This window comes from Mycolicibacter sinensis (assembly GCF_001667945.1).
Taxonomy (GTDB): domain Bacteria; phylum Actinomycetota; class Actinomycetes; order Mycobacteriales; family Mycobacteriaceae; genus Mycobacterium; species Mycobacterium sinense_B.
Genome location: NZ_LZJK01000140.1, coordinates 1 through 14,231, shown reverse-complemented (window position 1 = coordinate 14,231; position 14,231 = coordinate 1). Strand labels below are relative to the sequence as shown.

The window sequence follows — 14,231 nt, the reverse complement described above, 5'->3', positions numbered from 1 at the left end:
AGCCGAGGCGGCCCACCGCGGTGGTCGGCGCCGCCCGCCGCGCTCTGCGCCTGCACCGCTGCACCTCAGCCCTGCAAACCGCCGGCAGCGCCGCCGCCAGCCACGCCCTGACCACCGCCACCCAACTAGCCGCACCCGCCGCCGGCACCTCCGAAGGTGCGATCTCGCCCGGTTTGGCATTCGACCTGGCGGGCGCGGTGCTGGAAGTGGGCAGCGTCGGCCCCTTCGGTGGAATCGGCCTGGGTGGCGCGTTCGGTGGTCTGGCGATCACGTTGGGCGAGCTGGCATTTCCCGAAGGCGCAGAAGGCCTTGGAGCGCTGGGCGGTCTGGGTCTGATCGGCCAGGCCACGCCTGCCGTCGGCGCCTTGGGATCCGCCGCCGGCCCGGCCGGTGCGACGTGGGCGAGCATGGGCAAGGCGGTGCCGCTGGGTTCGCTGTCGGTGCCGCAGGCTTGGGCGGCCGCCGCACCGTCGGCGCTACGCGAAGTCGCTTTGGTCTCAGCGCAATCGGGCACCGCCGCAGCGGCCGCCGCCGGAGCCGAAGCCCCCTACGCCGAGATGGCCCTGTCCAGCATGGCCGGTCGCGCCATGGCCGGCTCGGCGGCGCCGGGCCGCGGGCGACCGATGGCCACCCAGCCCAATCCCACGGCAACACCACCGAAGCCGGCCGAAGAAGCCGAAGATCCGGACAAGCCGGCCAAGTCGAAGGCGATCGGCGTCGTCGCCGAACTGCGCGCGCTCGTCGAACTGCGCGACTCCGGCGTGCTATCCCAGGAGAAGTTCACCCAACGCAAGCAACGCCTTCTCGGCGACTGACCCAAGCCGGGGTGGAAAATGATGACCGATGTCGGGTAACTCGGACCACCGCAGTCCGCGCAAAGCGATCCTCGGGCAACTGCCGCAGATCAGTCGGCCCGACGGATCACCGATCCGGGTGCTGCTGGTCGACGACGAGCCGGCACTGACCAATCTGGTGACGATGGCCCTGCACTACGAGGGGTGGGTTGTCGACGTCGCCCACAACGGGCGTGATGCCGTCAGCAAGTTCCACAGCGGCGAGCCCGATCTGCTGGTTCTCGACATCATGCTGCCCGACATCGACGGGCTACAGATTCTGCAACGGGTCCGCGAATCCGACGCCTACATTCCGACGCTGTTCCTCACCGCCCGCGACTCGGTCACCGACCGGGTCACCGGTCTGACGTCGGGCGCCGACGACTACATGACCAAGCCGTTCAGCCTGGAGGAGTTGGTCGCCCGGCTGCGCGGACTGCTGCGCCGTTCCGCCCAGCTGATGCCGCCGGTCGACGAGGCGCTCACCGTCGGCGAGCTGACACTCGATGGCGCCAGCCGACAGGTCAGCCGCGGCGACGTGCCGGTGTCGTTGTCCAGCACCGAGTTTGAGCTGCTGCGATTTTTGATGCGCAATCCGGGACGGGCGCTGGCCCGCGCGGAAATTTTGGACCGGGTCTGGAATTACGACTTCGCCGGCCGCACCAGCATCGTCGACCTCTATATCTCCTACCTGCGCAAGAAGATCGACGTCGATCGGGAGCCGATGATCCACACCGTGCGAGGAGTGGGTTACATGCTGAAGCCGCCGGGATGATGCGCTCGTCGCCGTGGTGGCGTCCGCGAGCACTGCGCCGGCAGTTGGTGCTCGGGGTATCAGCCGTGGTCACGGTGGCGTTCGCGGCCGTCGGTGTGGTGTCGGTGCTGAGCCTGCGCAGCTACGTCACCGCGACCAGCGACGCCGATGTGTCCGAGTCGCTCAATGCCTTCAGTCATTCCTTCGCCAAATACCGCAGCGTCGAGAACATCGTTGGCCCCGACGGCATGTCGACCATTGGGCGGGCCATGCTCGGTTTCAGTGATCAGACGCCAGGCAATGTGCTGGCGGTGCTGCGCAATGGCGCGGTGATCGGCTCGGCGGTGTTCACCGAGGAGGAACCCTATCCGGCGCCGGCCGACGTGGTGGCCGCCATCGGCGCGCACCATTGGCGCAACGGGCCCCCGCAGACCATGGAACTGGGCAGCCTGGGCACTTACCGGGTGGAAACCCGCGTCGTCGACGATGACGATCTGCTGTTCATCGGCGGGTCACTGAACCTGGCGAACCGTACCGTCGCCCGTCGAATGGCCTCTGCAGCAGCGCTTTACACGGTGGCGTTGCTGATCACCGCCGGCTTGACGATCACCGTGGTCAGCTACGCGTTGCGCCCGCTGCGCCGGGTCGCGGCCACCGCGGCCTCGGTGGCCGCGATGCCGCTTACCGATGGCGATGAACGCATCACCATCCGGGTGGCCGAAGACGACGTCGACCCCGACAACGAGGTGGGTATCGTCGCCGGCGCGTTGAATCGCTTGCTGGACAACGTCGATAGCGCCTTGGCGTATCGCAGTGAAGCCGACCGGCGGATGCGGCAGTTCATCACCGACGCCAGTCACGAACTGCGCACCCCGTTGGCGGCGATCCAGGGCTACGCCGAGCTGACCCGCCAAGACAGTTCCACGCTGCCGCCGACCACCGAATACGCGTTGGCCCGCATCGAATCCGAGGCGCAGCGGATGGCGTCGCTGGTCGAGGAGCTGCTGTTGCTGTCGCGGCTCGGCGAAGGCCAGGACCTGCACATCGAAGACGTCGACCTGGCCGATCTGGTGGCCGACGCGGTCAACGACGCGGCGGCGGCCGCTCCCAGTCACCACTGGGTCAAGGATCTGCCCGAGGCCCCGGTGTGGGTCCGCGGGGACCGCGCCCGGCTGCACCAGGTGGTGACGAATCTGTTGAACAACGCCTGGGTGCACACCCCGGCCGGGGTGACCGTCACGACCACCATCACCGAGGACCGCGCCGCGGTGGGCGGTCCGGTCGCGGAGTTGATGGTGGCCAACGACGGCCCGGCGATCGACGCCGAGATGGTGCCGCACCTGTTCGAGCGGTTCGTCCGGGCCGATAAGGCCCGCTCGGCGAAGCCCGGCAGCACCGGGCTGGGCTTGGCGATCGTCGCCTCGATCGTCAGCGCGCACCGTGGTTCGGTGGGCGCGGAATCCACCGAGGGCGCCACGGTGTTCCGGGTGCGGTTGCCGGTGGTGGAGCCGGCCGGAGAGTCCTCGGAAGAGCCGAAGAAACCATGGAGCCGCCTAGGAGAATCGAACTCCTGACCTATTCATTACGAGTGAATCGCTCTACCGACTGAGCTAAGGCGGCATGTCCCGCACGGGGACCAGCCGAGTTTACAGGTCGGCCCGCAGCGCCTGTCCGATGGTGGCGACCATGGCCCCCACGGCGAAGCGGGGCTTGACGTTGACCGCCAGCGCCTCGCGGCATTCCAGCACCGCCTCGATGCAGCGCAACAGCGCCTCCGCCGGCGCATGGGTGGCCATCGCCGCCACCGCATCGGTCATGTCCGGATGGTTGGGCCGCGCCGTAGCCACCCCGGACGCGACCAGCAGCGCATCCCGGAAATAGGTGGCCAGATCGATCAGGGCCCGGTCCAGCGCGTCACGCGACGCCCGGGTCTGACGGGACTTCTGCCGGCGCTCCAGGTCCTTGATCACCCCGGCGGTGCCGCGCAGCGTCCCGGCGGTGCCCTTGCCGGTGCCGCCGGCGCCCAGCGCGGTGCGCAGCTCCTCGGTCTCGGCCTCGGCCCGCTCGGCGGTCAGATCCCGGGCCTCGGACTCGGCGGCGGCCACCAACTCGTCGACCGCGGCGAACGCCCGGGAGGGGGTGGCCGCATCGCGGGCCAGCGCCAACGCCCGCTGACGGCGCTGACGGGCCTCGGGATCGGTGGCCAGCCGCCGGGCCCGGCCCACGTGGCCACCGCTGACCGCCGCCGCCCAGGCCGCCGTTTCGCCGTCGAGCCCGTCGGTGTCGATCAACACCTGGGCGATCGCCTCCGGCGCCGGTGTCACCAGCGCCACGTGCCGGCACCGCGACCGCAGGGTGATCGCGATGTCCTCCGGATCGACCGAGGGGGCGCACAGCAGGAACACCGTCGACGGCGGCGGCTCCTCGACGACCTTGAGCAGCGCGTTGGCCGCGCCCTCGGTGAGCCGGTCGGCGTCCTCGATCACCACGATCTGCCACCGGCCGGTTCCGGGCCGCCGGGATGCGACCTGCACGATGGCCCGCATCTCGTCGACGCCGATGGACAACCCTTCCGGCACCACGCGGCGCACATCGGCGTGCGTGCCGGCCATCGTGGTGGTGCAGGCCCGGCACTGCCCGCAGCCCGGACCGCCCTCGGCGCCGTCAGCGGTGCACTGCAGGGCGGCCGCGAAGCACAGTGCCGCAACCGACCGGCCCGAACCAGGCGGCCCGGTGATCAGCCAGGCGTGCGACATCCCACCGGCGGTCGTGCCACTGTGAGATGAATCATGCCGCGACGCACGGGCGGCGGCCAACAGCGCGGCTTCTACCGCCTGTTGACCCACCAATCGCGCGAATACGCCGGACATCATCGGTCACAGTAACCGGTGACAAGGACATAACGACTCCGGCTTTGTCGGGGCGCCGGATACGGTGTTCTGGTGAGCACCAGGACCTTGGGCGGGCGGATCAGCCGATTCGTCCGCTGGGTGGTCAGGACGCCCTGGCCGGTGTTCACGCTGAGCATGCTGCAGGCCGACATCATCGGCGCGCTGTTCGTGTTCGGTTTCCTGCGGTTCGGCCTGCCGGACGAGGATCGAATCAACCTGCAGGACCTGCCGCGGACCAACCTGATCGTCTTCGCGCTCACCCTGCTGTGCCTGTTCTGCGTCGGATTCTCGCTGAGCACCTCGTTGCTGATGCCGGTGTTCCGCTGGCAACGCCGGGAGGCGCGGCTCACCGGCCCCGACCCCGACGCCGACTCCGACGCCACTGAACTGGCGCGCTCCCGCGCGTTGCGGATGCCGTTCTATCGCTCGCTGATCAGCATCGGCTATTGGATGGTGGGCGGCGTGGTGTTCGTCATCATCAGCTGGCCGGTGGTGAACGACGTCGTCCCGGTGGTCATCACCGCCACCGCGCTCGGTGCGGCGGCCACCGCCATCATCGGTTATCTGCAATCTGAGCGGGTGCTGCGCCCGGTGGCGGTCGCGGCACTGCGCGGCGGGGCGCCGGAGAATCTGCGGGCGCCCGGGGTGATCCTGCGCCAGCTGCTGACCTGGCTGTTGTCCACCGGGGTGCCGCTGGTGGCGATCGTGGTGTCGGTGCTGGCCGGCAAGGCCTCCCTGCTCGACGCCTCACCGGACAAGCTGTTCACCCCGATCCTGCTGATGGCGCTGGCCGCACTGGTCATCGGGCTGGCCGGCACCGCGCTGGTGTCGATGTCGATCGCCGACCCGCTGCGCCAGCTGCGCTGGGCGCTCGGGGAGGTGCAGCGCGGTAACTACAACGCGCACATGCAGATCTACGACGCCAGCGAACTCGGCCTGCTGCAGGCCGGTTTCAACGACATGGTGCGTGATCTGGCCGAGCGGCAGCGACTGCGCGACCTGTTCGGGCGCTACGTCGGCGAGGACGTGGCGCGGCGTGCACTCGAGCGCGGCACCGAACTGGGCGGCCAGGAACGCGACGTCGCGGTGCTCTTCATCGATCTGGTGGGCTCCACCCAGCTCGCCTCGACGCGGCCACCCAGCGAGGTGGTCAACCTGCTCAACGAGTTCTTCCGGGTGGTGGTGGAGGCCGTCGGGATCCACGGCGGTTTCGTCAACAAATTCCAGGGTGACGCCGCGCTGGCGATCTTCGGCGCGCCGATCGAGCACCCGGACGCCTGCAGCGCCGCGCTGGCGGCGGCCCGCGAACTACACGACGGGCTGCTGCCGGTGCTCGGCTCGGAGGAGTTCGGTATCGGCGTCTCCGCCGGCCGAGCCATCGCCGGGCACATCGGGGCCCGGGCCCGCTTCGAATACACCGTGATCGGGGACCCGGTCAACGAGGCCGCCCGCCTGACCGAGCTGGCCAAGCTGGAGGAGGGCCACGTGCTGGCTTCGGCGGTGGCGGTCAGCGGGGCGGTCGACTCCGAGGCACTGTGCTGGGAGGTCGGCGAGATCGTCGAGCTGCGTGGTCGCGCCGTGCCCACTCAGCTGGCGCGGCCGTTGAATCTTGCTGTGGTCGAAGCGATCCCGGCCGAGAACGCCGAGACGTCGGCCGCGGCGGACTGACTCAGCGCTGGGCTGTCTTCTTAGCGGCCTTTTTCGCCGGCGCCTTGCGGGTGGTCTTCTTGGCGGCCTTCTTGGCCGGTCCCCGCGCTCGCCGGTCGGCGAGCAGCTCCGCGGCGCGCTCATCGGTGATCGAGGCCACCTCGTCGCCCTTGCGCAGGCTGGCGTTGGTCTCGCCGTCGGTCACGTACGGCCCGAACCGGCCGTCCTTGATCACCATCGGCTTTCCGGTCGTCGGGTCGGCACCCAACTCGCGCAGCGGTGGCGCCGCAGCGGCTTGCCGGCCACGGCGTTTCGGCTCGGCGTAGATCTTGAGCGCTTCCTCGAGGGTGATGTCGAAGATCTGCTCCTCCGTCGACAGCGACCGTGAGTCGGTGCCGCGCTTGAGATACGGACCGTAGCGGCCGTTCTGCGCGGTGATCTCGTCGCCGGTCGCCGGGTCGATACCGACCACCCGCGGCAACGACAGCAGCTTCAGCGCGTCGTCGAGGGTCACTGTCTGCAGATCCATGCTGCGCAGCAGCGAGCCGGTGCGCGGCTTGGGCCCGGTCGGCTTCTTGCCCTTCTTGGCAGTGCTTCCGGACTCGTCGTCGGGGGGCGGCGGCAGGATCTCGGTGACGTACGGGCCGTACCGGCCGTCTTTGGCGACGATCTCATGGCCGGTGTCCGGGTCGATGCCGAGCAGCCGGCCCTCCTGCGGGGTGGCGAAGCGTTCCTCGGCCATCGCCAGGGTCAGTTCGTCCGGCGGCAGCGAGTCATCCAGGTTGGCCCGCTGCGGGGTCGGCTCGCCGTCATCGCCGGCGACCATGCGCTCCAGGTACGGGCCGTTCTTGCCGACCCGGACATAGACCGGGCGGCCCTGCTCGTCGTCGAACAGCTTGATCGAGTTGATCTCCCGGGCGTCGATGCCCTCCAGGTTCACCCCGACCAGCTTCTTGAGGCCCCCGGCGCGGGCGATCGAGTCGTCCACGCCGTAGTCGCCGCCGAAGTAGAAATTGTGCAGCCAGTCGGTGCGGCGCTGCCGGCCGGCGGCGATCGCGTCGAGCTCGTCTTCCATCGCCGCGGTGAAGTCGTAGTCGACCAGCCGGCGGAAGTGCTGTTCGAGCAGCCCGATGACGGCGAACGCGACCCAGGACGGGACCAGCGCGCTGCCCTTTTTGTAGACGTAGCCGCGGTCCTGGATGGTCTTGATGATCGACGAGTAGGTCGAGGGCCGGCCGATCCCCAACTCTTCGAGCGCCTTGACCAGCGAGGCCTCGGTGTAGCGCGCCGGCGGGTTCGTGGCGTGCCCATCCGGGGTGGCCTCGGTGGCGTCCACCCGCTGCCCCTGGGTCAGCTGCGGCAGCCGGCGCTCGGCGTCGTCGGCCTCACCGCCGGCCAACTCGTCGACGGTCTCCACGTAGGCCTTGAGGAACCCGGCGAAGGTGATGGTGCGGCCGCTGGCGGCGAACGTCACCTGCTGACCGGCGGACTGCCCGCCGATCCGCAGGCTCAGCGTGGTGCCGCGGGCGTCGGCCATCTGGGAGGCCACGGTGCGCTGCCAGATCAGCTCGTAGAGCCGGAACTCGTCGCTGCCGAGCTCGTTGCGCACCGCATCGGGGGTGGCGAACGTCTCGCCGGCCGGCCGGATCGCCTCGTGGGCTTCCTGGGCGTTCTTGACCTTGCGGGTGTATTGCCGCGGCGACGGCGACACGTACTCCTCGCCGTAGAGCTGACGCGCCTGGGTGCGGGCGGCGTCGATCGCGCTGGCCGACAGCGTGGTGGAGTCGGTACGCATGTAGGTGATGTAGCCGTTTTCGTAGAGCCGCTGGGCGATGCTCATCGTCCGCTCGGCGGAGAACCGCAGCTTGCGGCCGGCTTCCTGCTGCAGCGTCGAGGTCATGAACGGCGCGTAGGGCCGCCGGGTGTAGGGCTTCTCCTCCACCGACGTGACCGTCAGCGAAGCACCCTGCAGCCCGGCTGCCAGCGCGGTGGCCGCGGCCTCGTCGAGCACCCGCACCTCGTCGGGTTTGCGCACCGCGCCCAGGGAGTCGAAGTCCCGGCCGCTGGCTACCCGCAGCTCGTCGACGCTGACCAACCGGGCGGAGAAGGTGGGCGGAGACGCCGCCGGGTCGGAGACGCTGGCGTCCAGTTGGGCGACCACGTCCCAATAGGAGGCGCTGCGGAACGCCATCCGCTCGCGTTCGCGCTGCACGATGATGCGGGTGGCCACCGACTGGACCCGTCCCGCCGACAGCTTCGGGGCTACCTTCTTCCACAGCACCGGTGAGACCTCGTAGCCGTACAGCCGGTCCAGGACGCGGCGGGTCTCCTGGGCGTCCACCAGGTCGATGTCGAGGTCACGGGGGTTCTCGGCGGCATTGCGGATCGCCGGCTCGGTGATCTCGTGAAACACCATCCGCTTGACCGGGATGCGCGGTTTGAGGGTCTCCAGCAGGTGCCAGGCGATCGCCTCGCCCTCCCGGTCACCATCGGTGGCCAGATAGAGCTCGTCGACGTCTTTGAGCAGGCCCTTGAGTTCGGTGACCGTGCTCTTCTTGTCCGGACTGACGATGTAGAGCGGCTCGAAGTCGGCGTCGACGTTGACGCCCAGCCGTGCCCACGGTTCGGTCTTGTATTTCGCCGGGACGTCGGCGGCATTGCGCGGCAGGTCCCGGATGTGCCCGCGGGAGGACTCGACGACGTAGTTACTGCCCAGGTAACCGGCAATTTTTCGTGCCTTCGTGGGCGACTCGACTATGACGAGTCGCCGCACGGGTGAATTTGTGCCGCCGTTGCGGCCGGGGTCAGCCAACTGCGCTTACGCTCCACTTCTGTCCGCACCGCCACGTCGCGCCGCCGGTGGACAACTGACAATCTCGCACTCACGGCCGTGCCCACGCAAACCGGCGTACAGCGCTGAATTCTCTCAAAGGTGGCCGAGGTGGCCGGGGATCGGCGCCTCGACACGCGGCCACTGGGTCAACGCCTCGGGGTCTGGAGGTGATTCCCCGACGTTTTCCACCAGCCGTGCCAGCCTGCGCCGACCGGTGATCCGCAACGCGGGCTTGCTGCCGCGGGTGCCGATCAAGGTGGGCGCTATCCCGACCCGCATCATGGCCGAGGCCAGCGGCGCGAAGGTCTCCGGCGCGTGCGGATCCAGGCCGAGCAGATAGCGGTCGGCGTCGGCGGCGCCTGCCGCCAGTGTCCAGGCCCGCAGTTCGCGCGGGCCCGGCAGCCATTGGGCCGGCACGGTCTTCACCGCCCCGCGGGTCCAGGCGTCGGCCAGGACGCGCAGCCGGGAATCCACCGCGGTCCGCACCAAGGGGGTGTCCTCGTCGGTGCGGGTGATCTCGGGCAGCAGCCCGGCCTCGCTGATCAGCTCGGCCAGGGCCATCGCCCGCCACTGGGCATCCACCACGACCGACAGTCGCGCGCCGCCGGCCATGACGACGATCTGTCCGGGACCTGCCAGCACCCCGGTGAGGTCGGCGACGCTGGGCGGCACCGACTCTGCCGAAAAGAAGGAAAGCTGGCTCACGTCACCGACAGTAAGCCGGTGCACCATCCGGCGGCGTCCGGGTCGGCCCTACCGGACCGACCCGCCCGAAACGAAACCCCCCGGTTCTGCTCCGTTGGGGGGAGCTGCCCGGGGGGTGTCGCCGAATCCAGTTGCTTAGACGGCGCGAACGCCCGTGGCCTGCGGGCCCTTGGGGCTCTGCCCGACCTCGAACTCCACGCGCTGGTTTTCCTCGAGGGTGCGAAAGCCGGACCCCTGGATCTCCGTGTAGTGGACAAACACGTCCGCTGACCCGTCTTCAGGCGCGATGAAGCCGAAGCCCTTCTCTGCGTTGAACCACTTCACAGTTCCCTGTGGCATTTGTCGATCTTTCCTTACTCTTCTTGCCCGGTGCATTGCACCGTTGTTCGGGGCACCGTTCGCTACCCCGGGCCTGTTCCGGCCGCCGTACCCTGGCGGTCGGCCGGTGCTGCCACCGACCACTACCCTGCGGTACTGCGGCCGCAACCACAGATCCTGCGAAGGCTTGACACGAACACAGAAGCTACGACCGCCCATCAGTCAACCATGTTCAGCGCGCCGAGGACAGACTGCGGTGCCGAAATCACCGGGGGCTGGTTGAACAATACGGCGGCGGACTTTCTATGCAGGCGATTAAGGACGGGGTGAATGACGGTGAATTTCGGCGGTGAATTGCTAGCCGCCGCCCTCGCCGGCATCGAACCCGGGGAGAATCCGCTGCGCCATGTCGCCGACCTGCCGGCGTCGGCGGGTCAGGTCGGTGCCTGGCCGGAGTGGGCCCAGCCCGACGTCATCGGCGCCTTCACCGGGCGCGGCATCGCCGCGCCGTGGTCGCACCAGCTGGCCGCCGCCGAACTCGCCCACGCCGGGCGGCACGTGGTGATCAGCACCGGCACGGCATCGGGAAAATCGCTGGCCTATCAACTGCCGGTGCTGGACGCGCTGACGACCGATCCGCGCGCCCGGGCGCTGTACCTGTCGCCGACGAAGGCGTTGGGCCATGATCAGCTGCGCGCCGCCCACGCGCTGACCGCGGCGGTTCCGCGGCTATGCGGCGCGGCCGGCGCCGCGGCGCCGACCGCCTATGACGGCGACAGCCCGGCCGAGCTGCGCCGATTCGCCCGGGAGCGGTCGCGCTGGGTGTTCTCCAACCCGGACATGATCCATCTGTCCATGCTGCGCAACCATGCCCGTTGGGCGGTCTTCCTGCGCGGGCTGCGCTACGTGATCGTCGACGAATGCCACTACTACCGGGGCATCTTCGGGTCGCATGTGGCGATGGTGCTGCGGCGGCTGCTCCGGTTGTGCGCGCGCTACGGCTCGGGTCCGGGGCCGACGGTGATCTTCGCCAGTGCTACCACCGCGGCACCGGGGGCCAGCGCGTCGACGCTGATCGGGCAGCCGGTCGCCGAGGTCACCGCAGACGGCTCACCGCACGGCGCCCGGACGGTGGCACTGTGGGAGCCCGCCCTGCGCACCGACGTCACCGGCGAGAACGGTGCACCGGTGCGTCGCGCCGCCGGCACCGAGGCCGCCCGGGTGATGGCCGACCTGATCGCCGAGGGGGCGCGCACCCTGACCTTCGTCCGGTCCCGCCGCGGCGCCGAACTCACCGCGCTGGCGGCCCGCACCCGCCTGGAATCGGTGGCTCCGCAGCTGGCCGACAAGGTCGCCTCCTACCGGGCGGGTTATCTGGCCGAGGATCGCCGCGCCCTGGAACGCGCGCTGGCCGACGGCGAACTGTACGGGCTGGCCACCACCAACGCCCTGGAACTCGGGGTGGACATCGCCGGGCTGGACGCGGTGGTGATCGCCGGCTTCCCCGGCACCGTGACCTCGTTCTGGCAGCAGGCGGGCCGTTCGGGCCGGCGCGGTCAGACGGCGCTGATCGTGCTGATCGCCCGCGACGACCCGCTGGACAGTTACCTGGTGCATCATCCTGCGGCGCTGCTGGACAAGCCGATCGAGCAGGTGGTGATCGATCCGGGCAATCCGTATGTGCTGGGACCGCAGTTGCTGTGCGCGGCCATTGAACTACCCCTGACCACATCGGAGGTAACACAGTTGGGCGCCGCGCAGGTCGCCGAGCGCCTGGTCGACGACGGGTTGCTGCGCCGGCGGGCCGAGAAGTACTTTCCCGCGCCCGGGCTCGACCCGCATCCGGCAGTCGACATCCGGGGATCGGCCGGCGGGCAGGTGGTGATTCTGGAAGCCGATACCGGACGGCTGCTGGGCAGCGTCGACGCCGGCCGCGCGCCGGCCACCGTGCACACCGGGGCGGTGTATCTGCACCAGGGGGAGAGCTACCTGGTGGACTCGCTGGACACCGAGCGCCAGATCGCGTTCGTGCACGCCGAGGATCCCGGTTACGCGACGTTCGCGCGGGAGATCACCGACATCGACGTGACCGGCGACGGCGAGCGCGCCTGGTTCGGGCCGGTCAGCCTCGGCCTGCTGCCGGTCACGGTGACCCGCCAGATCGTCGGCTACCTGCGCCGGCTGCCGACTGGTGAGGTGCTGGACTTCATCGAGCTGGATCTGCCCCCGGCGACGCTGCCGACCACCGCGGTGGTCTACACCGTCACCGCCGAGGCGTTGGCCGAGTGCGGAATCGCCGAACCGCGGATTCCGGGGGCGTTGCACGCCGCCGAGCACGCGGCGATCGGCTTGCTGCCGCTGGTGGCCAGCTGCGATCGCGGTGACATCGGGGGCCTGTCCACCGCGGTGGGTCCCGGCGCCCTCGGCGGGCTGCCCAGCGTGTTCGTCTACGACGGCCACCCGGGCGGCGCCGGGTTCGCCGAACGCGGATTCCGGGCGGCGGCCACCTGGTTGGCGGCCACGGCCGCGACGATCGAGTCCTGCGAGTGCCCGCACGGCTGCCCGTCGTGTGTGCAATCACCCAAATGCGGAAACGGCAACGAGCCCTTGGACAAGGACGGCGCGGTGCGCGTGCTGCGATTGGTGCTCGGCAAGCTGAACGGCGCCTGACCCCCCGGCTGCGGGAGTCGGCCGACCCCCCGAACGGCCGACTCCCCCGAGCCGGTATCCCGCGGGCTCGCCGTGGCAACGTGCGCCACGCCGCAGCGCCGACGGAGCACCAAGACGAACGGTCGAAAAAGGCGAACCGTTCCCAACCCGGTACCGAGCCGGACGCGGCCGTAAGTTACCGGCTGTACGGGACCGGCGCAACTCGAAAACCGACCGGGCTACCTGCGGCCTGGCGGCAAAGCAGGGCAAACGGCCGCTGAAGGTGCTGGTAGTGAACCGTTGGCCGTAAAATCCTGAGGTTATGGCCCACGACTGGTTGCTGGTGGAGACACTCGGTGAGGAGCCGGCAGTCGTCGCGCAGGGCCGCCAGGTCAAGAATCTGGTGCCGATCGCCCAGTTCCTGCGTCGAAGCCCCCACCTGGCCGCGATCCAGACCGCGATCGCCGAATCGATGCGCAGCGCGCAGAGCCTGGCCAGCATCACCCCCAAGCGCGATCGGGTGATCCGCACCGAGCCGGTGGTGATGTCCGACGGCCGGGTGCACGGCGTGCACGTCTGGAGCGGGCCGGCCGACATCGAGCCGCCGGAGCGCCCGACCCCCGGCCCGCTGAAGTGGGACCTGACGCTGGGCGTCGCCACCGACACCAAGGAATCCCTGGCCAACAGCGGCAAGGATCCCGAAGTGGAGGCCACCCACGGCCGGGCCTTCGCCGAGGAACTGCCCACCCGCGACTTCAGCCCGAACGAGAACAAGGTGCTGGCGCTGGCGATACGGGCCGAGCCCGGCCAAACCATCTGCAGCAGTTGGGATATCAGCGATTTCCGCGGCGACACCGTCCGGGTGGGCTTCGTAGCGCGCACCGCCTGGGAGACCGACCCCGCCAGCGGGCGTGAACACCTGGTGTCGCGCGGGATGAACTGGCGCGGACAACTCGACGGCAGCGTGCAGCGCCCCGACTTCCTGGCACAGCAGATCCTGCACGGCCTGGCCCAGCCCGGCGTGCACCGCGCCATGGTGGACCTGGCCGACTGGCGGTTGCTGAAGTGGCTGGATGACCCGTGCCCGTTCTATGACTGGCGCGGCACCGTGGACGCGCCCCGGGTACACCCCGACGACGAGGCCCTGATCACCCGCATGACAACCGATTTCAGCCAGGGCCCGACGACCGGGGTGCTGCGGCTGCGGCAGGCCCACGGCGGTTGGGAGCCGGTGCATGTGACCGTCAACCGGGTGGAACTCGAAGAGGGCACCTACGCCGGCCTGATCGCGCTGCGCCTGCCCACCGCGCGGGATCTGGCCGATGCCGGGCTGGGTCCGGCTGCCGGCGCGTCCTAGGCGATCGCAAGAACGGTCGCAGCTTTAGGGCACCGGCCCGGCCCGGGCCGTCGCGCGGGCCGGACCGATCCGCCAGCCGGGTACCGCGACCGCGACCGTGATCACCAGGTCGAGTCCGTCTACCCTGCACTGACTTTCGCGGGCCCCCATTCGCGCGGCGAGTCGTTGCGCTTGCGCGCAGGCGGCCGCCGACCTGGCCGCCGTCGCCGGGGCGGCCCGGATCCCCGCCGGGCCGGCGACGGCC

At 69.9% G+C, this 14,231-nt stretch carries 10 protein-coding genes, 1 tRNA gene and 1 pseudogene; 6 read left to right on the top strand and 6 right to left on the bottom strand.

Annotated features, from left to right (window positions below; translation table 11 throughout):
• The 3 genes from A5694_RS18070 to A5694_RS18060 all read left to right on the top strand — a co-directional run.
• The coding region (locus A5694_RS18070) for an SHOCT domain-containing protein (RefSeq protein ID WP_131809616.1) at positions 1 to 815 on the top strand (815 nt) is incomplete at its 5' end.
• Between the two features lie 28 nt (positions 816 to 843).
• The gene (locus A5694_RS18065; RefSeq protein ID WP_064923678.1) at positions 844 to 1,608 is read left to right on the top strand and encodes a response regulator transcription factor; all 765 of its coding nucleotides are present in this window, start codon (positions 844 to 846) and stop codon (positions 1,606 to 1,608) included.
• A complete protein-coding gene (locus A5694_RS18060; RefSeq protein WP_109535735.1) occupies positions 1,605 to 3,161 on the top strand; it encodes a sensor histidine kinase in 1,557 nt (518 codons plus the stop codon). The genes A5694_RS18065 and A5694_RS18060 overlap by 4 nt, the downstream gene beginning before the upstream one ends.
• On the opposite strand, the gene A5694_RS18055 is transcribed toward A5694_RS18060, so the two are convergent.
• Together A5694_RS18055 and A5694_RS18050 are read right to left on the bottom strand one after the other, a co-directional pair.
• Positions 3,132 to 3,207 (bottom strand) — tRNA-Thr (locus A5694_RS18055). The two genes, A5694_RS18060 and A5694_RS18055, sit on opposite strands and share 30 nt — an antisense overlap.
• A 26-nt stretch (positions 3,208 to 3,233) precedes the next feature.
• Complete coding sequence (locus A5694_RS18050; protein ID WP_207516042.1) at positions 3,234 to 4,457, bottom strand: DNA polymerase III subunit delta'; 1,224 nt, start codon at positions 4,455 to 4,457, stop codon at positions 3,234 to 3,236.
• Positions 4,458 to 4,526: 69 nt separating this feature from the next.
• Between A5694_RS18050 and A5694_RS18045 the strand changes: the two genes are divergently transcribed.
• Positions 4,527 to 6,146 carry an adenylate/guanylate cyclase domain-containing protein gene (locus A5694_RS18045; protein ID WP_065019495.1) on the top strand — a complete coding sequence of 540 codons (1,620 nt, stop codon included), beginning with the start codon at positions 4,527 to 4,529 and terminating at the stop codon, positions 6,144 to 6,146.
• A gap of 1 nt (position 6,147) precedes the next feature.
• Here A5694_RS18045 and topA read toward each other — a convergent pair whose 3' ends face one another.
• The 3 genes from topA to A5694_RS18030 all read right to left on the bottom strand — a co-directional run bounded on the left by topA (position 6,148) and on the right by A5694_RS18030 (position 10,002).
• On the bottom strand, positions 6,148 to 8,937 hold the full coding sequence (topA, locus tag A5694_RS18040) for a type I DNA topoisomerase (protein WP_064923674.1): 2,790 nt from the start codon (positions 8,935 to 8,937) through the stop codon (positions 6,148 to 6,150).
• Positions 8,938 to 9,051: 114 nt separating this feature from the next.
• Positions 9,052 to 9,663, bottom strand: a complete 612-nt coding sequence (locus tag A5694_RS18035; RefSeq protein ID WP_064923682.1) for a hypothetical protein — start codon at positions 9,661 to 9,663, stop codon at positions 9,052 to 9,054.
• 135 nt (positions 9,664 to 9,798) lie between these two features.
• The gene (locus tag A5694_RS18030; protein ID WP_005138711.1) at positions 9,799 to 10,002 is read right to left on the bottom strand and encodes a cold-shock protein; all 204 of its coding nucleotides are present in this window, start codon (positions 10,000 to 10,002) and stop codon (positions 9,799 to 9,801) included.
• Between the two features lie 309 nt (positions 10,003 to 10,311).
• On the opposite strand from A5694_RS18030, the gene A5694_RS18025 reads away from it, so the two are divergent.
• Both A5694_RS18025 and A5694_RS18020 read left to right on the top strand, forming a co-directional pair.
• Positions 10,312 to 12,651, top strand: coding sequence for a DEAD/DEAH box helicase (locus A5694_RS18025; RefSeq protein WP_064923672.1), 2,340 nt, complete (start codon positions 10,312 to 10,314; stop codon positions 12,649 to 12,651).
• Between the two features lie 301 nt (positions 12,652 to 12,952).
• Entirely contained in the window at positions 12,953 to 13,987 is a 1,035-nt protein-coding gene (locus A5694_RS18020) for a PAS domain-containing protein (RefSeq protein ID WP_064923669.1), read from the top strand.
• Positions 13,988 to 14,011: 24 nt separating this feature from the next.
• On the opposite strand, the pseudogene A5694_RS24335 reads toward A5694_RS18020, so the two are convergent.
• Positions 14,012 to 14,231: pseudogene (locus A5694_RS24335) on the bottom strand (Rv3654c family TadE-like protein); the annotation flags it as partial.